This window comes from Streptococcus sp. SC1 (genome assembly GCF_030272855.1).
Lineage (GTDB): Bacteria > Bacillota > Bacilli > Lactobacillales > Streptococcaceae > Streptococcus.
In genome coordinates this window covers 231,351-253,024 of the sequence record NZ_JAQCMU010000002.1, presented here as the reverse complement: position 1 = coordinate 253,024, position 21,674 = coordinate 231,351, and the positions used below count along the sequence as shown (strand labels likewise).

Annotated in this window: 22 protein-coding genes; all 22 read left to right on the top strand. The window is 43.0% G+C overall.

All coding sequences use genetic code 11. The features are described 5' to 3' along the window. The first annotated feature begins 2 nt into the window (after window positions 1-2). The 22 genes from PAN94_RS04100 (at window position 3) to PAN94_RS03995 (ending at window position 21,493) form a co-directional block, all read left to right on the top strand. Window positions 3-773: a TIGR01457 family HAD-type hydrolase gene (locus tag PAN94_RS04100; protein ID WP_148877301.1), complete on the top strand. Its 771-nt coding sequence runs from the start codon at window positions 3-5 to the stop codon at window positions 771-773. After that, window positions 766-1,389: a TIGR01906 family membrane protein gene (locus PAN94_RS04095; RefSeq protein WP_223367462.1), complete on the top strand. Its 624-nt coding sequence runs from the start codon at window positions 766-768 to the stop codon at window positions 1,387-1,389. The genes PAN94_RS04100 and PAN94_RS04095 overlap by 8 nt, the downstream gene beginning before the upstream one ends. A gap of 19 nt (window positions 1,390-1,408) precedes the next feature. After that, window positions 1,409-2,380, top strand: a complete 972-nt coding sequence (locus PAN94_RS04090) for a CPBP family intramembrane glutamic endopeptidase (protein WP_223367463.1) — start codon at window positions 1,409-1,411, stop codon at window positions 2,378-2,380. Window positions 2,381-2,525: 145 nt separating this feature from the next. Next, window positions 2,526-3,269, top strand: a complete 744-nt coding sequence (locus tag PAN94_RS04085) for a DeoR/GlpR family DNA-binding transcription regulator (protein WP_223367464.1) — start codon at window positions 2,526-2,528, stop codon at window positions 3,267-3,269. After that, a complete protein-coding gene (gene pfkB, locus PAN94_RS04080; protein WP_223367465.1) occupies window positions 3,266-4,177 on the top strand; it encodes a 1-phosphofructokinase in 912 nt (303 codons plus the stop codon). Before PAN94_RS04085 ends, pfkB begins: the two co-directional genes overlap by 4 nt. Then, on the top strand, window positions 4,174-6,135 hold the full coding sequence (locus PAN94_RS04075) for a PTS fructose transporter subunit IIABC (RefSeq protein ID WP_125372726.1): 1,962 nt from the start codon (window positions 4,174-4,176) through the stop codon (window positions 6,133-6,135). The genes pfkB and PAN94_RS04075 overlap by 4 nt, the downstream gene beginning before the upstream one ends. 72 nt (window positions 6,136-6,207) lie before the next feature. Beyond that, window positions 6,208-6,651 (top strand): hypothetical protein, encoded by a 444-nt coding sequence (locus tag PAN94_RS04070; protein ID WP_223367467.1) that lies wholly within the window; start codon window positions 6,208-6,210, stop codon window positions 6,649-6,651. A gap of 108 nt (window positions 6,652-6,759) precedes the next feature. After that, a complete protein-coding gene (locus PAN94_RS04065) occupies window positions 6,760-7,134 on the top strand; it encodes a DUF1149 family protein (protein ID WP_005590470.1) in 375 nt (124 codons plus the stop codon). Window positions 7,135-7,136: 2 nt separating this feature from the next. Then, window positions 7,137-7,985, top strand: a complete 849-nt coding sequence (locus tag PAN94_RS04060; protein WP_223367610.1) for a DegV family protein — start codon at window positions 7,137-7,139, stop codon at window positions 7,983-7,985. Between the two features lie 42 nt (window positions 7,986-8,027). Then, on the top strand, window positions 8,028-8,795 hold the full coding sequence (gene dapB / locus PAN94_RS04055) for a 4-hydroxy-tetrahydrodipicolinate reductase (protein ID WP_285874742.1): 768 nt from the start codon (window positions 8,028-8,030) through the stop codon (window positions 8,793-8,795). Next, window positions 8,792-9,997 (top strand): CCA tRNA nucleotidyltransferase, encoded by a 1,206-nt coding sequence (locus tag PAN94_RS04050; RefSeq protein WP_223367469.1) that lies wholly within the window; start codon window positions 8,792-8,794, stop codon window positions 9,995-9,997. The genes dapB and PAN94_RS04050 overlap by 4 nt, the downstream gene beginning before the upstream one ends. After that, on the top strand, window positions 9,994-11,859 hold the full coding sequence (locus PAN94_RS04045) for an ABC-F family ATP-binding cassette domain-containing protein (RefSeq protein ID WP_223367470.1): 1,866 nt from the start codon (window positions 9,994-9,996) through the stop codon (window positions 11,857-11,859). The genes PAN94_RS04050 and PAN94_RS04045 overlap by 4 nt, the downstream gene beginning before the upstream one ends. Window positions 11,860-11,909: 50 nt before the next feature. After that, the gene (locus PAN94_RS04040) at window positions 11,910-12,767 is read left to right on the top strand and encodes a GNAT family N-acetyltransferase (RefSeq protein WP_285875001.1); all 858 of its coding nucleotides are present in this window, start codon (window positions 11,910-11,912) and stop codon (window positions 12,765-12,767) included. A gap of 49 nt (window positions 12,768-12,816) precedes the next feature. Continuing rightward, the gene (locus PAN94_RS04035; RefSeq protein WP_285874741.1) at window positions 12,817-13,731 is read left to right on the top strand and encodes a TDT family transporter; all 915 of its coding nucleotides are present in this window, start codon (window positions 12,817-12,819) and stop codon (window positions 13,729-13,731) included. Window positions 13,732-13,833: 102 nt separating this feature from the next. After that, window positions 13,834-14,742: a LysR family transcriptional regulator gene (locus tag PAN94_RS04030; protein ID WP_061422760.1), complete on the top strand. Its 909-nt coding sequence runs from the start codon at window positions 13,834-13,836 to the stop codon at window positions 14,740-14,742. Continuing rightward, a complete protein-coding gene (gene lspA, locus PAN94_RS04025) occupies window positions 14,739-15,206 on the top strand; it encodes a signal peptidase II (protein WP_285874740.1) in 468 nt (155 codons plus the stop codon). The genes PAN94_RS04030 and lspA overlap by 4 nt, the downstream gene beginning before the upstream one ends. Beyond that, entirely contained in the window at window positions 15,190-16,092 is a 903-nt protein-coding gene (locus tag PAN94_RS04020) for an RluA family pseudouridine synthase (RefSeq protein WP_285874739.1), read from the top strand. The genes lspA and PAN94_RS04020 overlap by 17 nt, the downstream gene beginning before the upstream one ends. A 123-nt stretch (window positions 16,093-16,215) precedes the next feature. Further along, window positions 16,216-18,039: a translation elongation factor 4 gene (gene lepA, locus PAN94_RS04015; RefSeq protein ID WP_285874738.1), complete on the top strand. Its 1,824-nt coding sequence runs from the start codon at window positions 16,216-16,218 to the stop codon at window positions 18,037-18,039. A 171-nt stretch (window positions 18,040-18,210) separates the two neighbouring features. Beyond that, window positions 18,211-18,855, top strand: coding sequence for a hypothetical protein (locus PAN94_RS04010; protein WP_285874737.1), 645 nt, complete (start codon window positions 18,211-18,213; stop codon window positions 18,853-18,855). A 245-nt stretch (window positions 18,856-19,100) separates the two neighbouring features. Further along, entirely contained in the window at window positions 19,101-19,595 is a 495-nt protein-coding gene (locus PAN94_RS04005; RefSeq protein ID WP_002904626.1) for a YkgJ family cysteine cluster protein, read from the top strand. 84 nt (window positions 19,596-19,679) lie between these two features. Continuing rightward, window positions 19,680-20,513, top strand: a complete 834-nt coding sequence (locus tag PAN94_RS04000) for an AraC family transcriptional regulator (protein WP_285874735.1) — start codon at window positions 19,680-19,682, stop codon at window positions 20,511-20,513. A gap of 53 nt (window positions 20,514-20,566) precedes the next feature. Further along, window positions 20,567-21,493, top strand: a complete 927-nt coding sequence (locus tag PAN94_RS03995; RefSeq protein ID WP_285874734.1) for a YobF C-terminal domain-containing protein — start codon at window positions 20,567-20,569, stop codon at window positions 21,491-21,493. Window positions 21,494-21,674: the final 181 nt, after the last annotated feature.

Sequence of the window (21,674 nt, the reverse complement as noted above, 5' to 3'; positions counted from 1 at the left end):
GTATGACTTATAAAGGATATTTGATTGATTTAGACGGGACGATTTATAAGGGAAAGAGCCGAATTCCTGCTGGCGAAGCCTTTGTGCATGAGCTACAGAAGCGCAAGATTCCCTATCTTTTCGTGACCAATAACACCACGCGTACGCCAGAAATGGTTCAAACCATGCTAGCTGAGAATTTCAATATTGAGACGCCACTTGAAACCATTTACACAGCGACTCTGGCTACTATTGACTACATGCAGGAGAAAAATCTGGGCAAGAAAGTCTACGTTATCGGTGATGTCGGACTGAAACATGCCATTGAAGAAGCTGGATATATAGAGGACGCAGAAAATCCAGACTATGTAGTAGTGGGGCTGGACTGGGAAGTGGACTATGAGAAGCTGACAGTAGCGACTTTGGCTATTCAAAAGGGTGCCCACTTTATCGGGACCAACCCTGATCTCAATATTCCGACCGAGCGAGGTCTGCAGCCGGGAGCGGGTGCTATTAACGCCCTCTTGGAAGCAGCTACTCGGGTTAAGCCGACCTTTATCGGCAAGCCCAATGCCATCATCATGGAAAAAGCGATAGAGCATTTAGGGCTGGCGCGTGAGGACGTGGTCATGGTCGGAGATAACTACCTGACAGATATTCGAGCGGGAATTGATAATGGCATTCCGACTCTCTTGGTTACGACAGGCTTTACCCTGCCAGAAGAGGTGCCCAGTCTGCCTATCCAACCGACACATGTCTTGTCCAGTCTAGCGGAGTGGGACTTCGATGCGTGATAGGTTAAGATTTTTAGCCAGCATCCTGTGCTTGCTGGCAGCAGCTATCTTGCTGACCATTTATCTGGCTTGGTTATTTTACCCGCTGGAAATTTCCTATTTCGCTTTGCCCGATAAGGTTCATTTGAAAGCAGAGACCATCCAGTATAATTTCAACATTTTGATGAATTACTTGATCAATCCTTTTAGTCAGAAGTTGGCGATGCCTGATTTTCGCTCTTCGGCAGCAGGTCTGCATCATTTTCAAGCGGTCAAGTATCTTTTTCACTTGGCGCAAGCTATTTTTCTAGTTACTCTGCCGGCTTTTATTTTCTTTCTCCAAAAAGTGATCAAAAAAGGATTTTTAGCTCTTTATCAAAGAAGTTTGTTTATCTTGAGCGTATTGCCCTTCGTCATGATTTGTTTGGCAGGCTTGATTGGTTTTGACAGCTTTTTTACGCTTTTTCATCAAGTGCTTTTTGTGGGAGACAATACATGGTTGTTTGATCCAGCCAAGGATCCGGTTATCTGGATTTTGCCAGAAGAATTTTTCATGCACGCCTTTATTCTTTTTGCTCTTCTTTACGAGGGAATCTTTTTAAGTTTGTATTTTTTCAGTAGAAAGACTCGTAGCTAATAATAACAAAGGAGATTTTATGAATACTTTACCTGAGCCTTTAAATCCCAAGAAAGATTTGGGGAGATTTTCAGCAAGCTGCTTTACTTATTCTATCGTGATGCTTGTGGTTGTAATACTTTATACTGTCTTTTCCTATTTCTTTGTTCTTTTTCAGGAGGGATTTGATATAGGTAAGACTGAGGAATTTGTAAAAAGTTTTATGGATAAAGATGGCGGTTCCTACATTATCGCTTCTTGTTTAGGTGTGCTTATTTTCACGATTTTCAGGGGCAAGCAGCTTTTTACTCGAGATTTGCGCAAGAAAAATAAGAAAATGACAGCCAAAGTCTTCTTCTTCATGATTTGCTTCTTGTTTTTCTCTCAGCTGTTTAGCACTGTGACAAGTCAAATCATGAATGCTATTTTGTCGCTCTTTGGTTTGGATCTTTCTGAGATTTTATCACAGGATTTTAGTTCTCATTCAATCACCATGTTTATCTATACCACCATCATGGCACCGATTACGGAGGAGATTATTTTTCGGGGAGCAGGATTGCGGGCCTTGGAAAAGCACGGGAAAGTTTTTGCCATTGTCATGACGGCTCTTCTTTTCGGACTGTTTCATGAAAATTTATATCAGCTTTATTTTGCTGCTATGATTGGTCTGGGATTTGGTTACATCGCTTTTGAATATTCCATTTTCTGGGTGATCTTCTTCCATATTTTCAATAATTTGGTCATCGCAGAAGGACTTGATTTCCTGACCAACTATATCCCAGAAAGTATCGTGAATCTCATAAATTATGGATTGATGACTGCAGGAACAACGGTAGTATTGATTGTACTCATCTTAAATAGGTCGAAAATTAAAGCTTATATTGCTGAAAATAGATCTCAGCCAGGAACATATAGGCAAGCTCTTAAATCGGTTTGGTTTTGGGTATTTTCAATCTTATGTGTGCTTGCTGCCTTTTTACCGATTCTTCTTGTCTATATCACTACAAGATAATAAAGGAATTAAAAGAAGTCTAATAGGCTTCTTTTTTCTATATTCAAACAAATGATTTATTTTGATAGAAAATGATAGAAAATGCTTGACTTTGGAATTTAATCTTATATAATAGAACTGTAATCGATTGCAGAGGAGGTATTCTATGCTGAAGTCGAAAAGAAAGCAGCTGATTCTCGAGAAAGTTATGAAAGATAAATTTGTTTCTTTAGAGTATCTAGTAAAAACTTTAGACACTTCAGAATCAACTGTTAGAAGAGACTTAGATGAGCTTGAAAGCGAGCGGAAGTTGAGGCGTGTGCATGGTGGTGCAGAGAGCCTTCATTTCTTGCAGGAGGAAGAAAGCAATCAAGAAAAATCTATAAAAAACATTCAAGAAAAAACCAAGATTGCTCAAAAAGCAGCCAGCTTGATTCAAGAATACGATGTCATTTTTATTGATGCAGGGACGACCAATGAACTCTTAGTCAATGAATTGCATGATCCAAGCGTGACAGTGGTGACCAACTCTATCCACCATGCGACTAAGCTGGTGGAGCGCAACATTCCCACTGTGATTATTGGCGGTGTCGTGAAACGGTCGACAGATGCCAGTATCGGCGGTGTCGCTCTAAATCAAATCGGACAACTAAATTTTGACAAGGCTTTTATCGGAATGAATGGAATTGACGATGGATTTTTCACGACTCCGGATATGGAAGAAGGAGCAGTGAAACGCGCTATTCTCGAAAATGCTAAGAAAACTTATGTTTTAGCTGATGCCTCAAAGTTGGGCAATACATCTTTTGCAAAAGTGGCACCAGTATCGCGCGCAAGGCTTATTACAAACCAAACTGAATCTGAAGTGATTCAAAAGATTAAAGAAAAAACGGAGGTAATAGAAGCATGATTTATACAGTCACACTCAATCCTTCCATTGACTATATCGTTCGTTTGGACCAAGTTCAAGTCGGTAGTGTCAATCGAATGGACAGTGATGATAAGTTTGCTGGAGGAAAAGGAATCAATGTCAGCCGTGTCTTGAAGCGCTTGGATATTCCAAATACAGCGACTGGATTTATCGGTGGCTTTACTGGTAAATTTATCACAGATACTTTGGCAGAAGAAGAAATCGAAACACGTTTTGTCCAAGTGGCAGAAGATACGCGTATCAATGTTAAGATTAAAGCAGACCAAGAAACAGAAATCAACGGAACAGGTCCAAATGTCGAACCAGCTCAGCTAGAAGAATTAAAAGCTATTTTATCTAGTTTGACAGCAGAAGATACGGTTGTATTTGCGGGTTCAAGTGCTAAGAACTTGGGAAATGTCATCTACAAGGAGCTGATTGCTTTGACGCGCCAGACTGGTGCGCAAGTTGTTTGTGACTTCGAAGGTCAGACCTTGATTGATAGTTTGGATTACCAGCCACTTTTGGTCAAGCCAAATAATCACGAACTTGGAGCTATCTTTGGAGTGAAACTGGAAAGCTTAGACGAAATCGAGAAATACGCTCGAGAATTGTTGGCCAAGGGTGCTCAAAACGTGATCATCTCTATGGCTGGAGATGGTGCACTCCTTGTCACATCTGAGGGAGCTTACTTTGCTAAACCTATCAAGGGAATAGTGAAAAATTCAGTCGGAGCTGGTGATTCTATGGTTGCTGGGTTTACAGGTGAGTTTGTCAAATCAAAAGATGCGGTAGAAGCCTTCAAATGGGGAGTGGCTTGCGGAACGGCAACTACCTTCTCGGATGACTTGGCAACAGCGGAATTTATTAAAGAAACATATGAAAAAGTTGAGGTAGAAAAACGATGAAAATTCAAGACCTATTGAGAAAAGATGTCATGTTGCTGGATTTGCAGGCAACTGAAAAAACAGCTGTCATCGAAGAGATGATTAAAAGTCTAGTAGATCACGGTTATGTGACGGATTTTGAAACTTTTAAAGAAGGCATTTTGGCGCGTGAAGCCTTGACCTCAACTGGTTTGGGTGAGGGAATTGCTATGCCTCACAGCAAAAATTCTGCTGTCAAAGAAGCGACCGTTCTCTTTGCTAAGTCAAATAAGGGTGTTGATTATGAAAGTTTGGACGGTCAGCCAACTGATCTCTTTTTCATGATTGCTGCTCCAGAAGGTGCTAATGATACTCACTTGGCTGCCTTGGCAGAATTGTCTCAATACTTGATGAAAGACGGTTTTGCTGACAAATTGCGCAAAGTATCTTCACCAGACGAAGTTATCGCTCTTTTTGACCAAGCGTCTGAAAAGGCAGCTGAACCGGCAACTGTTGCTCCTGCCAACGAATCTGGTGACTTCCTCGTAGCCGTTACAGCTTGTACAACAGGGATTGCCCACACTTATATGGCTCAAGAAGCCCTTCAAAAAGTAGCTGCTGAAATGGGTGTTGGCATCAAGGTTGAAACCAATGGTGCAAGCGGTGTTGGCAACAAACTAACAGCAGAAGACATCAAAAAAGCGAAAGCAGTCATCATCGCAGCAGACAAGGCTGTTGAAATGGATCGTTTTGATGGCAAACCTTTAATCAGCCGCCCAGTTGCAGACGGTATCCGCAAGACTGAAGAACTCATCAATTTGGCTCTTTCTGGCAATGCTGAAGTTTATAAGGCTGCTAATGGTGGCGCTGCAGTAGCTAGCAGCAATGAAAAACTGAGTCTAGGCGGAGCATTTTACAAGCATTTGATGAGCGGTGTTTCCCAAATGTTGCCATTCGTTATTGGTGGCGGGATTATGATTGCCATTGCCTTCTTGCTGGATCAGATCTTAGGTGTACCAAAAGATCAGCTTTCTAATCTGGGAAGCTATCATGAGATTGCAGCTCAATTCAAGGCAATTGGTGGTGCAGCCTTTGGCTTCATGTTGCCAGTATTGGCTGGTTATATCGCCTACTCAATCGCTGAAAAGCCAGGTTTGGTTTCTGGTTTCGTAGCCGGTGCAATTGCGAGCAGCGGTGCATCATTTGGTGGTGTTGCCTATGCTGCAGGTGGTGAGAAGACACTCTCTCTAGCTGGTGTATCATCTGGTTTCCTTGGAGCTCTGGTCGGTGGATTCTTAGCTGGTGGCGTGATTTTAGTCCTTCGCAAATTACTTGCAGGTCTGCCTCGCTCACTTGAAGGTATTCGTTCCATCTTGCTCTTGCCACTTCTTGGTGTTCTTGTGACTGGATTCCTTATGCTGGCAGTCAATATCCCCATGTCAGCAATCAATACAGCCCTCAACGATTTCTTGGCTAGTCTAAGCGGAAGCTCTGCGGTTCTTCTCGGTCTCTTAGTCGGTGGTATGATGGCTGTCGATATGGGTGGACCAGTCAACAAAGCAGCTTATGTATTTGGTACAAGTACACTGGCAAGCACTGTTTCAACTGGTGGTTCTCCAGTCATGGCAGCGGTTATGGCAGCCGGTATGGTTCCACCGCTTGCAGTATTTGTTGCAACTCTACTTTTCAAAGATAAATTTACTACTGAAGAACGTGATTCTGGTTTGACAAATATCGTCATGGGGCTTTCCTTCATTACAGAAGGTGCGATTCCTTTTGGAGCTGCTGACCCAGCCCGTGCAATTCCAAGTTTTATCGTCGGTTCAGCTCTTACAGGTGCACTTGTCGGTCTGTCTGGCATCAAACTTATGGCTCCTCACGGAGGAATCTTCGTTATCGGTTTGACTAACAACCCAATCCTTTACCTTGTGTATGTTTTGATTGGTGCAGTAGTCAGCGGTATTCTTTTCGGATATTTGCGTAAACCACTGGAAAAATAAAACATATGCGAAAGAATCTTGATGGTTTGTCAAGGTTCTTTTTGCCATAATTTGAATAGATGGGATAAGATTATGAAAACATATACAGATAAGTTAGTTGTGAATATGAATGCAAAAATTGCTTGGGAATCATTGAAAATGATGGATAAATGGCTTCCTAATTTATCAACAAATCAAGCCATTCACTTTGAGGGCGGAGAAGACTTTTTCTACGAAGGAAGAAAATACGATATTGTGACAAAAGAAGGAATAAAAATGTCTTGCGAAATAAGCGAGGTCAATGAGGAAGCCTTTTTGATTGAGATACATGCGAGACACTCTCTTCTGCATTCGATTTTAAATTGTCAAGTGATTCCTTTGACTTCTTCGACCTGCCAATTGGTAAGAACACAATCTTATCCAGGCTTTGTTGGATTTTTATTTAATCTATTCTTTAAGCGTAGAGAAGCAGGCGAGACGAGCGAGTATTTGGAAGTATGGAAAAATTACGTGCAAAATCAGCTTCAGACTTTGTGAGAATCCGTCACCATCTCCTAACGGATAAAGTTCTGAATATAATTATCGCTAGAAAGATACATCAAATTATGTTATAATGGACTATCGTATATTTTTAGGAGAATAGTAATGGAATTACAACGTGAACAAGAATTTGTCAGCCAGTATCATTTTGATGCACGCAATTTTGAATGGGAAAAAGAAAATGGAACACCTGAAACAAAAGTTGACGTGAATTTTCAGCTGATTGAAAGAAATGAAGAAAAGAATTCAACATCCATGATTGTGATTTTGACTTTCATGATTGTGTTTGATCGTTTTGTAATTAGTGGAACGATCACGCAGACAAATCATATTCAAGGACGTTTGGTGCAGGAACCTAGTGAGTTTGAGCATGAAGAAGTGGAAGAATTGGCGCGTCCTTGCTTGACCATGCTCAATCGCTTGACGTATGAAGTGACTGAGATTGCGCTAGATTTACCAGGTATTAATTTGGAGTTCTAATGATGAAATTAGCGGTTATAACGGATTCGTCCGCTTTTTTACCGGATAGCCTTCGTGGAAATGACCATCTTTTTGTTCTCGATATTCCAGTAGTGATTGCTGGAGAGACTTATGTGGAAGGAAAAAATCTGACAGCCAGTGAGTTTTATGAAAAAATGGCTGCTACGGATGATTTGCCAAAGACAAGTCAGCCTAGTGTGGCAGAGTTGGAGGAGACGTTGACGCGTCTTGCTAGCGAGGATTACACGCATGTGCTGGGGCTCTTTTTATCCAGTGGGATTTCAGGATTTTATCAAAATATCCAGTATCTCAAGGACGAGTTTCCTGATTTGAAAATCGCTTTTCCTGATTCAAAAATCACTAGTGCTCCGCTTGGCCTCATGGTCGAAAATGCTTTGACTTGGGCTGCTGAGGGGCAGGATTTTGAAGAGATTTTGATTAAGATTCAACGACAAATCGATGGAACCAGCGCCTTTATCATGGTTGACGATCTCAATCATCTGGTTAAAGGCGGTCGCTTGTCCAATGGCGCAGCTATTTTGGGAAATCTCCTAAGTATCAAGCCGATCCTGTATTTTAACGATGCAGGTGTCATCGAAGTCTTTGAAAAGATTCGGACAGAAAAGAAAGCGATTAAGAGATTGATTGAAGTAGTGGAGGAAAAAACTGCCTCTGCTTCTTATCAGGTCATGGTGATTCATGGGAATGCTGAAGAGAAGGCGGAAAGCTTACGCCAGCAGCTGATAGCGGCTGGCATAGCGGATGATATTTCTCTTGCTACTTTTGGTAGTGTGATTGGAACTCACTTGGGCGAGGGTAGTGTCGCTTTGGCCTACATTCCGCTGGTCTAGAGTTTTGCAGAGCGGTTAGTCAAGAATAGAGAGAGGTTCTAGATGAGTATAAAAGTCATTATTGCTGGTTTCAAGGGAAAGATGGGACAAGCAGCCTATAAAATGGTAACAGAAGATCCTGAGTTGGCATTGGCCGGTCTACTAGATCCTTTTACAGATGAAAAGGAAGTAGCAGGAGTTCCAGTTTTCAATACAAAAGAAGAACTTGCAGGTCTTCAGGCGGATGTCTGGATTGACTTTACGACTCCCAAAGTGGCTTATGAAAATACTCGCTTTGCCCTTGAGAATGGATTTGCTCCAGTGGTCGGAACGACAGGTTTCACGCCTGAGCAGATTGAAGACTTGACCCAACTATCTCGTCAAAAGAATCTTGGCGGTTTGATTGCGCCGAATTTTGCTCTGGGAGCCGTTTTGCTTATGCAGTTTGCAGCCCAAGCAGCCAAGTATTTTCCAGATGTTGAGATTATTGAACTGCATCATGATAACAAAAAAGATGCACCGAGCGGTACGGCTATCAAGACAGCTGAATTAATCAGTCAAGTTCGGACGAGCAAGCAGCAGGGAGCGGCTGATGAGGAAGAATTCTTGGCTGGTGCCCGTGGGGCAGCCTTTGACGGCATGCGGATTCACTCAGTGCGTTTGCCTGGCTTGGTGGCCCATCAGGAAGTTATCTTTGGTAGTCAAGGAGAAGGCCTGACTTTGCGGCATGACTCCTATGATCGGGTTTCCTTTATGACTGGGGTAAATCTGGGTATCAAAGAGGTAGTCAAGCGCTCTGAATTGGTCTATGGATTGGAACATTTACTATGAGATTAGAGAAGATGCCTTCTGAGTTTCAGGAGGCTTTGCCAGTATTAGAGAAGATTAAAGAGGCCGGTTTTGAGGCTTATTTTGTCGGCGGTTCTGTACGAGATGCTCTGTTGAATCGGCCGATTCACGATGTGGATATTGCCAGCTCAGCCTATCCCGAGGAAATCAAAACAATCTTTCCTCGGACTGTCGATGTTGGGATTGATCATGGAACGGTTCTGGTCTTGGAAGGCCAGGGAGAATACGAAATAACGACCTTTCGGACTGAGGATGTCTATGTGGACTACCGCAGGCCTAGTCAGGTCTCTTTTGTGCGCTCTTTGGAAGAAGACTTGAAGCGCAGGGATTTCACAATCAATGCTCTTGCTTTAAACCAAGAGGGGGAGATTGTGGACCTCTTTAACGGTTTGGCAGATATGGAAAATCGCACTCTGCGGGCAGTCGGAGTGGCTGCAGAGCGTTTTAATGAAGACGCTCTCCGCATCATGCGGGGCTTTCGTTTTCAGGCTGGTTTAGACTTTGATTTGGAAGACTTGACTTTTAAGGCTATGGCAGACTGTGCGCCACTTTTGGAGAAAATATCGGTAGAGCGGATTTTTATCGAGTTTGACAAGCTCTTGATGGCACCTTTCTGGCGAAAAGGTCTGGAGAGCTTGATCAACGCTGCTGCCTACGACTTTCTTCCTGATATGAAAGATTCAGCAGAAGCTTTGCAGGAACTACTAGACGGTTTAAAAGAAGATTTTCAATTTGCTAGTTCCGAGCAGGCTTGGGCTGCGCTTTTGCTGGCTTTGAAAGTAAAAGATGTTCGTAAGTTCTTGAAGCATTGGAAAACGTCCAATGACTTTCAAAAGCGAGTAAATCAGCTAGTGGCTGTTTATGAGATTCGGCAGGAACGGAGCCTTTCTAAGCGTGATTGCTATCAGTATGATTTGGATTTGATTCTGCAAGCTGAAAGTTTGAGACAGGCAGCAGGCTTGCCGGTTGAATTTGAGGCTATTGAGGCGACATATGCTGCTCTGACCATTCATGACAAACATGAGATTGTAGTGACGGGCAGTCATTTGATTCGAGATTACGGCTTTAAACCCGGACCAGAATTGGGACAAATCCTGACTAAAATTGAATTGGCCATTGTTGACGGAGAATTGGCAAATAGCAAGGAAGAGATTATGAACTTTATTAAGGAGCAAGTTGGATGAGTGACTTTATCGTTGAAAAGCTGACCAAGTCTGTCGGGGATAAGACAGTCTTCCAAGAGATTTCTTTTATCATTCACGACTTGGATCGGATTGGACTGATTGGAGTCAATGGGACAGGAAAAACCACCCTTCTGGATGTCTTATCTGGCAAATCAGGCTTTGATGGTGATGTCTATCCTTTTTCAGCAAAATCTGACTATAAAATCTCATATTTGACTCAGGAACCAGACTTCGATGAAGAAAAGACAGTCTTGGATACTGTTTTGTCCAGTGATTTGCGAGAAATGCAGCTCATTCGAGAATATGAACTGCTCATGGCAGCTTATGATGAAGCCAAGCAAACTCGTCTGGACAAGGTCATGGCAGAAATGGATTCGCTGCATGCTTGGGAGATTGAGAGTCAGGTAAAAACCGTCCTATCCAAGCTCGGTATCTCAGATTTGGCAGCAAGAATCAGCCAGCTTTCAGGTGGTTTACGCCGGCGGGTGCAGTTGGCGCAGGTTTTGCTTTCCGAAGCAGACTTGCTGCTGCTGGATGAGCCGACCAACCATCTGGACATTGATACAATTGAATGGCTGACAAATTTCCTGAAAAATTCAAAGAAGACGGTACTCTTTATCACCCACGACCGCTATTTTTTGGACAATATTTCCACGCGGATTTTTGAATTAGACGGCGGGAGTTTGATTGAGTATCAGGGCAACTATCAGGACTATGTCCGGCTCAAGGCTGAGCAGGATGAGCGCGATGCTGCCCTGCTCCACAAGAAACAGCAGCTTTACAAGCAGGAGTTATCTTGGATGTGCCGTCAGCCTCAGGCGCGAGCGACCAAGCAGCAGGCACGTATCAATCGTTTCCATGATCTTAAAAGTGATTTGGCTGGTCAGACCAATCAGACGGACTTAGAGATGAACTTTGAAACCACCCGTATTGGGAAGAAGGTTATCGAGTTTCAGGATGTGGATTTTGCATACGGAGACAAGCAGATTTTGTCGCATTTCAATCTCTTGCTGCAAAACAAAGATCGACTGGGCATTGTCGGAGATAATGGAGTGGGCAAGTCTACTTTGCTTAACCTAATTGCTGGTCAGTTGCAGCCTCAGTCTGGTCAGGTCATAATCGGCGAGACAGTCCGAGTAGCTTACTTTTCTCAACAGATTGAAGGGCTGGATGAGTCTAAGCGGGTCATCAATTACTTGCAAGAAGTGGCGGAAGAGGTTAAGAGTGGTAGCGAGACGACATCCATTGCTGAGCTCTTGGAGCAATTTCTCTTTCCTCGTTCAAGCCACGGTACTTTGATTGAGAAATTGTCTGGCGGAGAGAAGAAGCGGCTTTATCTGCTCAAGCTTTTACTAGAAAAGCCTAATGTCCTGCTTCTGGATGAGCCGACCAATGATTTGGATATCGCAACTTTAACAGTTTTAGAAAATTTCCTGCAGGGCTTTGCGGGGCCGGTGATCACAGTTAGTCACGATCGGTATTTCCTCGATAAGGTAGCCAGCAAGATTTTAGCTTTTGAAGATGGACAGGTCAGAGAGTTCTTTGGCAACTACACGGACTATCTGGATGAAACGGCTTTTAGACAATCCAGCGCAGCTATTTCCCAAAAGAAAGAAAAGGAAAAGCCCGTCAAGGCGCGGGAGCAGAAGAAGCGGATGAGCTACTTTGAAAAGCAAGAGTGGGAGACCATCGAGGCGGATATCGAGGAGCTGGAGGCACGTATCGCTGCCATTGAGACGGAAATGGAGCAGAACGGTTCGGACTTTACCAAGCTATCGGAACTTCAGAAGGAGCTGGATGACAAGAATGAGCAGCTTCTTGAAAAGTATGAGCGCTATGAGTATCTGAGTGAGTTGGAGTAGGACAGTTACGCAGTACATTCGTTATGGATACAAGTTTATGAGGGAGAATGATGGAAATTAGGATTTATAGCCAGCCTAGTCAGGAAATCAAGGATCAGCTCTTTGATCTGGTTCAAAACTGCCACGTTACAGATGGAACCTATCGACTTCCTTATCTGGATAACGCCTATAATTTTAATGGGGATATGCCAGCCTTTTTTCTGGCAAATTTAGATCATCAAACGGTCGGTTTTTTATCGGTTTATGCGGATGAGCCGGGTCAAGCAGAGGTATCTGTCTATGTATTGCCCGACTATCGCGGACAGGGCATTGCGAACGCTCTTTTACGGGAATTCTCCAAAATTGCAAAGAAATACGATTTATCTCAAATTGAATACATCAGTGAAATCAAGTTTTTAGCAGACCATCCGACCTTTGCTGAGAAGTTTGACTATGATTTGAAAGAAACGGAAATCTGGCTGGAGCAGGCGGCGGAGACTTTCCCTGAAGAAGAAAAAGAAGGCGTGGAAGTTTTACTTGGGAAAAAAGAAATGGTTGCGGAGATTGCAGCGTTTCAGTCGCAGATTTTTGAAATGCCGATGGATACTGCGCTTCACTATGCCAGTCAAGCGCTGGAGAGCACAGATAGCCTGCTCTATGTCCTGAAACAAGATGGTCAAATCGTGGCGTCTTGCTCAGTGGATACAAGTTTTGGAAGCAATTATCTGTTTGCCCTAGCTGTGGATCAGGCCTTTCAGGGACAGGGACTGGGGAGTCACCTAGTCAGTTCTATCTTGAATGAGCTGACTAGCCGAAATGGACAAGTCTGTCAAATCGTAGTAGAAGCCCAGAATACAGGTGCCCTAAGGCTGTATGAAAGATTGGGCTTTAAACGAAAATCGGAAACAGTTTATTTAAAGAGAAAATAAGAAGATTAACCTTCAGAGTAAAGGGCTATGGAGGTCAGGAGATCTGTTGATGATAAAGAGAAAAGAGCCATTCTTAGTTCAGGCTGGCTTGGTACTAGGCTTACTAGCCTTGGGAAATTTAGTTGGTGATGTTAGTCAGCTCTTACGTTATCTTTTAGCAAGTCTGGCACTCTTGTTTTTCCTTCATTTAGTGATGGGAATGCTGACGCATACTAAGCAAGTCAAAGAGCAACTAGGTCAAGCGCTAGTGTCCTCGGTCTTCCCGACCTTTTTCATGCAGGGAATGGTGGCTTCGACTTATCTAGCGAGCTGGACTTTCTTGGGGAATTTTGCCCGAATTAGTGCGCAAGTGCTGTGGTGGCTGAGCTTCAGCGGGCTGGTTTTCTTGATGGTATACTATATTCTAACTTTTGTATTTCCTTTCAAGTGGGAGAATGTCTTTCCTGCTTGGACGGTCTTATTTGTCGGGATTGGTGTCGCTCCTCTGACCATTGCGGTTCCCCAGCAGTTAGCTTTGGGGCAGTTGGTCTTTTGGTACGGCCTTTTAGCGACTATTTTGGTCTTGCCAATCGTCCTTTATAAGACTTATAAAATTGGCTTAGTAGAGACTGTTCGCCCGAATACGACAACGATTTGTGCGCCGATTTCCTTGATGACGGCGGCTTATGTAGCTACTTTTTCTCAGCCAAATCCTGTCTTGTTGAGCTTGCTCTTGATTTCAGGTCAATGCTTTTATGCCTTTATTTTGTGGCAACTGCCTCGTTTGATCAATCGTCCTTTTTCAGCAGGATTTTCGGCCTTTACCTTCCCTTTGGTTATTTCGGCTGTAGCCTTGAAGCAGTCTTTAAATATACTAAATTTCGGTCTAGCAGGGCAAATTCTGCTTGCTTTTGAGGTCTTAATTGCTTTGTTTGTCGTTCTTTATGTCACCTTCTTATATACAAAGGACATTTTAGGCAAATGAGGAAGATTTTAGATATGTATTTCCAAGAGAAAAGTCGCTGCCTGCCTTTGATGACGGCTGATTTTGTGGTATAATTAGGAGTATTTGTAAAAGGAAAAAGATATGAATATTCAACAATTGCGTTATGTAGTGGCTATTGCCAACAGCGGAACTTTCCGCGAAGCAGCAGAAAAGATGTATGTCAGCCAGCCCAGTCTATCTATCGCGGTGCGAGATTTGGAAAAGGAGCTGGGATTTAAAGTTTTTCGTCGAACCAGTAGTGGAACCTTCTTGACCCGCCGTGGTATGGAATTTTACGAAAGAGCTCAGGAATTGGTCAAAGGATTTGATGTCTTTCAAAATCAGTATGCCAATCCTGAAGAGGAAAAGGATGAATTTTCCATTGCCAGCCAGCACTATGACTTTTTGCCGCCGTTGATTACGGAGTTTTCTCAAAAGTATCCAGAATATAAGAATTTCCGGATTTTCGAGTCGACAACCGTCCAGATTTTGGATGAAGTAGCCCAAGGTCACAGTGAGATTGGGATTATTTATCTCAACAATCAGAATAGCAAGGGCATTATGCAGCGGGTGGAGAAGCTTGGTTTGGAGGTCATTGAGCTAATTCCTTTCCAGACCCATATTTATCTGCGGGAAGACCATCCTCTGACTCAAAAGGAGGAACTTGTCATGGAAGATTTGGCCACTTTACCAACTGTTCGCTTCACACAGGAAAAGGATGAGTACCTCTATTATTCTGAGAATTTTGTTGATACCAGTGCCAGCTCCCAGATGTTTAATGTGACGGATCGAGCAACGCTGAATGGGATTTTGGAGCGGACGGATGCTTATGCGACTGGATCTGGCTTTTTGGATAGCAACAGTGTAAATGGAATCACTGTCATCAAACTACGAGACAATTTAGACAATCACATGGTTTATGTCAAGAGGGAAGATGTAGAGTTGAGTCAGGTCGGCGAAGCTTTTGTAGCTGTTATGAAAGAATATTTTGCACAGAAAAGAGAAGTATGAAACGTAAAATTGCGATTCCTTTTTTAGTTATTCTTTTGATTGCTCTTGATCAGGCAGTCAAGTATTATATTATTTCCAATTTTTCTTTGGGGCAAGTTAGAAAGTTTATTCCTAAGATTGTCAGTTTGACCTACCTGCGAAATACTGGTGCAGCCTTTTCTATCTTGGAAAATCAGCAGTGGTTTTTCGCATTGATTACTTGTACCGTGATTGGAGTTGCTGTTTGGTATTTGATTAAAAATATCCAAGCTTCCAAGTGGATGCTGACGGGACTCATTCTAATTATTGCCGGTGGATTGGGCAATTTCATTGACCGAATCCAGCAAGGATTTGTAGTGGATATGTTCCAGCTAGATTTTGTCAATTTTGCTATTTTTAACGTAGCGGATATGTACCTGACTGTTGGAGTAGCGATTTTATTACTGGTGATGTTGAAGGAAGAAACGAATGGAATTGAAAATTAATGCGGCAGCCGCAGGCCTGCGTTTGGATAAGGCAGTGGCGGACCTGACAGAGCTATCCCGTGGTTTAGCTAATGAGCAGATAAAAAATGGCCAGATTTTGGTTAATGGAGAGGCAAAAAAAGCCAAGTATGCCGTCAAAGAGGGCGATGTCATTTCCTATGAAGTACCTGAGCCAGAGGTAGTTGAGTATGTGGCAGAGAATCTTCCACTAGAAATCGTCTATCAGGATGAGGATGTAGCCGTCGTTAACAAGCCGCAAGGCATGGTGGTCCACCCGTCAGCTGGCCATACCAGCGGTACTCTGGTCAATGCTCTCATGTATCATATCAGAGACCTTTCTGGCATCAATGGTGTGTTGCGCCCGGGAATTGTCCATCGGATTGATAAGGACACTTCTGGCCTTTTGATGATTGCCAAGAATGACCAAGCCCATCTGGCACTTGCAGATGAGCTTAAGGACAAGAAATCCCTGCGTAAATACTGGGCGATTGTTCATGGCAATCTCCCTAATGACCGCGGAGTGATTGAGGCGCCGATTGGCCGTAGTGAAAAGGACCGCAAGAAACAGGCGGTTACAGCCAAGGGAAAACCTGCTCTAACACGTTTCCAAGCCTTGGAACGTTTTGGGGACTATACCTTGGTTGAGTTACAGCTGGAGACTGGTCGGACGCATCAAATCCGCGTCCACATGGCTTATATCGGTCATCCAGTCGCTGGAGATGAGGTCTATGGGCCACGTAAGACCCTGAAAGGACATGGTCAATTTCTGCACGCGCGAACACTGGGCTTCACCCATCCTCAGACTGGCGAAGTGCTGGAATTTACGGCTGAAGCGCCAGCTATTTTCCTAGAAACTCTTGAAAAACTCAGAAAAGCCCATGACTAATCATCTCCGAATGTATGAGACTCTAGATAAATGGAAAATTAAGTCGACTGTCTTGGTTACAGTCGTTTTTATTTTCGACAAATCATGATATAATAAATAGAATACCCTAAAAGGAAGAGAAAAATGAAGTTAGAAGATTTGAAAAAACGTCAGGAGAAGATCCGCAATTTCTCCATCATTGCCCACATTGACCACGGGAAATCAACCTTGGCCGACCGGATTTTGGAGGCGACGGAGACGGTTTCCAGCCGGGAAATGCAGGCCCAACTTTTGGACAGCATGGACTTGGAGAGGGAGCGTGGCATCACCATTAAGCTTAATGCTATCGAGCTCAATTATACCGCCAAGGACGGTGAAACCTACATCTTCCACTTGATTGACACGCCGGGACACGTGGACTTTACCTATGAAGTGTCACGTTCATTGGCTGCTTGCGAAGGGGCAATTTTGGTCGTGGATGCTGCTCAGGGGATTGAGGCTCAGACCTTGGCAAATGTCTATCTAGCGCTGGACAATGACTTGGAAATCCTGCCGGTTATCAACAAGATTGACTTGCCAGCTGCGGATCCTGAGCGGGTGCGGACAGAGATTGAAGACGTGATTGGACTGGATGCTAGCGAAGCCGTATTGGCTTCTGCCAAGGCTGGTATCGGAATTGAGGAAATTTTAGAGCAGATTGTAGAAAAAGTTCCAGCACCGACTGGAAATGTTGAAGCACCGCTCAAAGCCTTGATTTTTGACTCAGTCTATGATGCCTATCGTGGGGTAATCCTGCAAGTGCGGGTGATGGACGGTGTGGTCAAGCCGGGAGATACCATTCAGCTCATGAGCAATGGCAAGACTTTTGATGTAACAGAGGTCGGCATCTTCACGCCTAAGGCTATTGGACGTGATTTCTTAGCGACAGGGGATGTTGGTTATATCGCAGCTTCTATCAAGACGGTACAGGATACTCGGGTCGGAGATACAGTGACCTTGGCGAACAATCCAGCATCTGAGCCCCTGGACGGCTATAAGCAGATGAATCCGATGGTATTTGCGGGTCTTTATCCGATCGAGTCTAATAAATACAATGACCTACGCGAAGCCCTCGAAAAGCTCCAGCTAAACGATGCCAGTCTGCAATTTGAACCAGAAACGTCACAGGCACTTGGATTTGGTTTCCGTTGTGGCTTCTTGGGCTTGCTACACATGGACGTTATTCAGGAACGTTTGGAGCGTGAGTTTAATATTGATCTGATCATGACGGCGCCGTCTGTTATCTATAAGGTTAATCTGACAGATGGTGAAGCTATTGATGTCTCTAATCCGAGTGAGTTTCCGGATCCGACCAAGATTGATTCCATTGAAGAGCCTTATGTCAAGGCGCAGATTATGGTGCCCCAGGAATTTGTCGGAGCGGTGATGGAATTGGCTCAGCGCAAGCGCGGTGACTTTGTGACCATGGACTATATCGACGATAATCGGGTCAATGTTATCTATCAAATTCCGCTTGCTGAAATTGTCTTTGACTTCTTTGACAAGCTCAAGTCCTCTACTCGTGGCTATGCTAGCTTTGACTATGAAATCTCTGAGTATCGCTCATCCAAGCTGGTGAAGATGGATATTCTCCTCAATGGCGACAAGGTCGATGCTCTCAGCTTTATCGTTCACAAGGAATTTGCTTATGAGCGTGGTAAGCTGATTGTAGACAAGCTCAAGAAAATCATTCCCCGTCAGCAGTTTGAGGTACCTATTCAGGCAGCCATTGGACACAAGATTGTGGCTCGTACTGATATCAAGGCTCTTCGTAAAAATGTTCTTGCTAAATGTTACGGTGGTGACGTTTCTCGGAAACGCAAACTCCTAGAAAAACAAAAAGCCGGTAAGAAACGGATGAAAGCGATCGGATCTGTCGAAGTCCCACAAGAAGCCTTCCTCAGCGTCCTGAGTATGGATGAGGAATAAAGTCGGCTTTAATCGCCTGAGTTCAGTATTACAAAGCGAAGAAAAACAGTAGATCTGTTCCCAAAAATAAGATAGGGAAGTAATCTTGAAAAGTTGATGTTATCTATAATGTTTCGATAGTATGAAAATCTAGATAGTTCGGGTCCATGTAGTTAAAAAAAGGGGGGTATTATGACAAAAAAATATTTTCTTAGTTTTTTGACAGTTCTGGTTGGTTTGTCTCTGGCTTCTTGTGGCCTTATTAAAAATTATGGTAATCGGAAATCGTCTACTTCTAGTAGTACAACTAGTCAAGTTTCTCAAAAAGATAGCAGCAAATCTGATAAAGCTAGTGACAAAGATGTTTCCACTACGACCAAAACCAAACGTATTGGTTCGGCTGATTATGGCTATATCGATATTCCAAGTAATTGGATCAAGTTCACCGACTTAGATGGTGGCGACAGCGTTCAGTTTACGGATGGCTCAGCTTATAATATCGTTACTATGAATGGTTATACTAGAGAAAAAGCTCATGTCCAAGATGGAGAAACTTTTAATGCTGAGTTAATTGCCCAGCGACTAGCCTATAGTTGGAATGATAATAAAGATGTAGAAAAAATGTGGGGAGCAAAATCCACCGTTTCTGGCAATGAAGCTTTCCAACTGAATGTAATTATGAAATCAGGGCAGCTAGTTGTTTCTTGGGTTTTCCAAAAAGATGACAAAGTGTATTTGATCTCTTTTGAAGGCGACCGAAAAACTCTGGCTTCTGTCATCTCATACATAGAAGAAACATGGAGCCTTGATGAAAAAGGCCCAGCTAACAATATTTAAAACAAAGTAAATGAGAGTGGGACAGAAATCGGTAATTCGTTAGAATTCGATTTCGTCGTCCCACCTCCGCACAGTTGAGTAGGGCTGTAAAAGCTGATGAAATCAGCGTAGTAGAGCCCACTCAACCACTGCGTCTTGCTCGACAATCCAAAGACAATTGAGAGGCTAGGACTTTTGTCCTAGTCTCATTTTTTTGAGATTTATGATATAATGCTAACGAAAATCAACTGATTAGAAAGTAGTTTATGACTCAAGAAATCGACCTTGAAAAATACCATCAGCTAGCCCTACAAAAGCAGAAAGAGCACCGAAAGTTTTTAGCCAGTCTCAAGAAAAAGCCACCAAAAAACCTCGATAAGATTGCCCAACAAATCCATGATGAGGTCTTTGAGGAGATTGACTGTACAGCCTGTGCCAATTGCTGTAAGACGCTGGGACCAGACTTTAAGGAAGCCGATATTGTCCGTATTGCCAAGTATTTCAAGATGAAGCTGCCGGCTTTTGAAGAGGAATTTCTGCAAGTGGACGAAGACGGTGATAAGGTCTTCAAGGCTATGCCTTGTCCTTTTTTAGGTGGAGACAATCTCTGCTCGATCTACGATGTCCGTCCCAAGGCTTGTAGAGAATTTCCCCATACAGACCGCAAGAAGATTCATCAGATTAATCATCTGACAATCAAAAATACCCTGACCTGCCCAGCTGCTTATCTCTTTGTGGAGAAGCTGCGGGATAGGTTGTAACATCCCCCTCTAAATCTTGTACAAAAATTCTAGGGCAGAGGTTTCTTATATCTGTTAGACTATAGTCAAGAGGTGAAAAAGAATATGATGCATCAATTCAATCGAACCATGGAATATCTGGAAAGCAAGTTGGACGCAGAAGTGGATTTGCAAAAATTTCAGCAGATATCGGGCTATTCTTATGCTCTCTTTAGCAGGCTCTTTTCCATTCTGGCAGATATGACTTTAGCAGAATATTTGCGCAATCGCAGGCTGTCAGAAGCTGTGACGGACTTGCGGGAAAGCTCTGAGAAAGTTATTGATATAGCACTCAAATATGGCTATGAGTCTGCGGATGCCTTCAGCGCAGCATTCAAGAAATTCCATGGTGCGACCCCTTCAGAAGTTCGAAATGGAAAACCTTATCGGGTCTTCCCTAGACTTCAACTATCCTTAAAGATTACGGGAGGAAAGAACATGGATATCAAGATTCAAAAGAAACCTGCTTTTACTGTAGCAGGCGTCCTATTGGAAGCTATTGACAATAGCCAGTGCCCATCCGCTTGGGATCAGCTCTATGCCAATCACAGCTTTGAAAGCCTAGAGAGTCTGGGCAGTGGCCAATCCTTTGGCCTCTGCTCTGATGTTAAAAAGGGCGAAATCATCAACTACATGGCTGCTTATGATGTGACGGATAAAGCTAAAGCAGAAGAACTAGGTCTGTCTATCAAGGAAATCCCAGCAGCTGAATATGCCATCGTACCAGTAAAGGGGGCTATACCTGCCAGCATCCACCATGCTTGGAAATATGTATTGGAAGTCTTCTTCCCAGAAACAGGTTATCGCCACTCAGGAGCACCAGATTTTGAAGTCTACACCAAGGGTGATATGTCCTCCCCAGACTATCAAATGGAACTCTGGATACCAGTGGTGAAATAGAATGGTGATTACAAGTCATTTTTTAGGTGTCGATTACAGAGGAGGATGATGCTATGCAGATGTATTTTGGGGACGTTTCTCTTTGTTATACATATTCACTTACGATGGCGCTGCATTCGTATGGTTATGATGTTCGCCCTGAGTTTTTGGAAGCCATTATGGTGATGGGAAATGGCGCTAGTATTGTAAAGGAAGATGAAAAACACCCCTTAGTCTTCTTTGATAATGGGATGCCAGATAGTTCTATCAGTCATTTTTTAGACATTCTGGGTTTTACATACGATGAATACTATATAAAGGATTCTAATGCAGTGAATCTTCTCTCTATCAGAGAAATCTTAAGTAAGTTATTGCTCAGCGGGCCTCTTGTTCTTGGCCCTTTGGACATGGGTTATCTCACTTATAATCCCAATCATATTCATTTGTATGGGGTGGACCATTTTGTTTCGGTTTATGATCTAGATGATGAGTTTATCTATTTCCATGATCCAGCAGGCTTTGCTTGTATGAAAATGAGTTTCTCAGAATTTTCGAAAGCCTGGGAAGCTAAAAATATCGACTATAAAAGAGGTTCTTTCTCTATGTGGGGAAACTTCAAAAAAATCAAATCTCCAACTTCCAAGGACATTTATCAAAAAACATCTATGCTGATGAAGCAACGATATGAAGACGGCGAGGAGAACGTGATAGTAAGATATGCTAAGTCGGTAGCGGACAATGGCTTGAATGAAGAACAAAAGCATCTTCATCAATACTTTAGCTTCAAATTAGCTTCTATCAGAAATCTATACATGAGCAACTTCTTAAAAGAATACGATGCTGTCAGATCAGAAATAAAAGAAAATTTAGCAAGATTGTTCGGCCAAGCTCATCTATTTTGTATCAAGGAAGATTATCAGAAACTATCAGAAGTCTTGTTTGACATTGCAGAGCTAGATAATAAATTTAGAGATTTGTGCATTCACTATAAAGACGAGTAGAAAAAGTGAGAAAAAAGAAGATGCTGTTTGGAAAATAAAAGAATATAATGCAGCAGGATTGAAAGAAGGGATAGCAGACTATCAATGGAACTCTGGATTCCAGTAGTGAAATAGATTAGAAATCAGCCGTTTATTTTTGAGCGGCTGGTTTTTGTAGCTTGTGGTATAATGAAGCTACTAC

What these genes read in the sequence shown, in the direction of transcription:
- PAN94_RS04100 (WP_148877301.1), top strand. Translation starts at nt 3, where the DNA reads ATGACTTATAAAGGATATTTGATTGATTTAGACGGGACGATTTATAAG.
- PAN94_RS04095 (WP_223367462.1), top strand. Translation starts at nt 766, where the DNA reads ATGCGTGATAGGTTAAGATTTTTAGCCAGCATCCTGTGCTTGCTGGCA.
- PAN94_RS04090 (WP_223367463.1), top strand. Translation starts at nt 1,409, where the DNA reads ATGAATACTTTACCTGAGCCTTTAAATCCCAAGAAAGATTTGGGGAGA.
- PAN94_RS04085 (WP_223367464.1), top strand. Translation starts at nt 2,526, where the DNA reads ATGCTGAAGTCGAAAAGAAAGCAGCTGATTCTCGAGAAAGTTATGAAA.
- pfkB (WP_223367465.1), top strand. Translation starts at nt 3,266, where the DNA reads ATGATTTATACAGTCACACTCAATCCTTCCATTGACTATATCGTTCGT.
- PAN94_RS04075 (WP_125372726.1), top strand. Translation starts at nt 4,174, where the DNA reads ATGAAAATTCAAGACCTATTGAGAAAAGATGTCATGTTGCTGGATTTG.
- PAN94_RS04070 (WP_223367467.1), top strand. Translation starts at nt 6,208, where the DNA reads ATGAAAACATATACAGATAAGTTAGTTGTGAATATGAATGCAAAAATT.
- PAN94_RS04065 (WP_005590470.1), top strand. Translation starts at nt 6,760, where the DNA reads ATGGAATTACAACGTGAACAAGAATTTGTCAGCCAGTATCATTTTGAT.
- PAN94_RS04060 (WP_223367610.1), top strand. Translation starts at nt 7,137, where the DNA reads ATGAAATTAGCGGTTATAACGGATTCGTCCGCTTTTTTACCGGATAGC.
- dapB (WP_285874742.1), top strand. Translation starts at nt 8,028, where the DNA reads ATGAGTATAAAAGTCATTATTGCTGGTTTCAAGGGAAAGATGGGACAA.
- PAN94_RS04050 (WP_223367469.1), top strand. Translation starts at nt 8,792, where the DNA reads ATGAGATTAGAGAAGATGCCTTCTGAGTTTCAGGAGGCTTTGCCAGTA.
- PAN94_RS04045 (WP_223367470.1), top strand. Translation starts at nt 9,994, where the DNA reads ATGAGTGACTTTATCGTTGAAAAGCTGACCAAGTCTGTCGGGGATAAG.
- PAN94_RS04040 (WP_285875001.1), top strand. Translation starts at nt 11,910, where the DNA reads ATGGAAATTAGGATTTATAGCCAGCCTAGTCAGGAAATCAAGGATCAG.
- PAN94_RS04035 (WP_285874741.1), top strand. Translation starts at nt 12,817, where the DNA reads ATGATAAAGAGAAAAGAGCCATTCTTAGTTCAGGCTGGCTTGGTACTA.
- PAN94_RS04030 (WP_061422760.1), top strand. Translation starts at nt 13,834, where the DNA reads ATGAATATTCAACAATTGCGTTATGTAGTGGCTATTGCCAACAGCGGA.
- lspA (WP_285874740.1), top strand. Translation starts at nt 14,739, where the DNA reads ATGAAACGTAAAATTGCGATTCCTTTTTTAGTTATTCTTTTGATTGCT.
- PAN94_RS04020 (WP_285874739.1), top strand. Translation starts at nt 15,190, where the DNA reads ATGGAATTGAAAATTAATGCGGCAGCCGCAGGCCTGCGTTTGGATAAG.
- lepA (WP_285874738.1), top strand. Translation starts at nt 16,216, where the DNA reads ATGAAGTTAGAAGATTTGAAAAAACGTCAGGAGAAGATCCGCAATTTC.
- PAN94_RS04010 (WP_285874737.1), top strand. Translation starts at nt 18,211, where the DNA reads ATGACAAAAAAATATTTTCTTAGTTTTTTGACAGTTCTGGTTGGTTTG.
- PAN94_RS04005 (WP_002904626.1), top strand. Translation starts at nt 19,101, where the DNA reads ATGACTCAAGAAATCGACCTTGAAAAATACCATCAGCTAGCCCTACAA.
- PAN94_RS04000 (WP_285874735.1), top strand. Translation starts at nt 19,680, where the DNA reads ATGATGCATCAATTCAATCGAACCATGGAATATCTGGAAAGCAAGTTG.
- PAN94_RS03995 (WP_285874734.1), top strand. Translation starts at nt 20,567, where the DNA reads ATGCAGATGTATTTTGGGGACGTTTCTCTTTGTTATACATATTCACTT.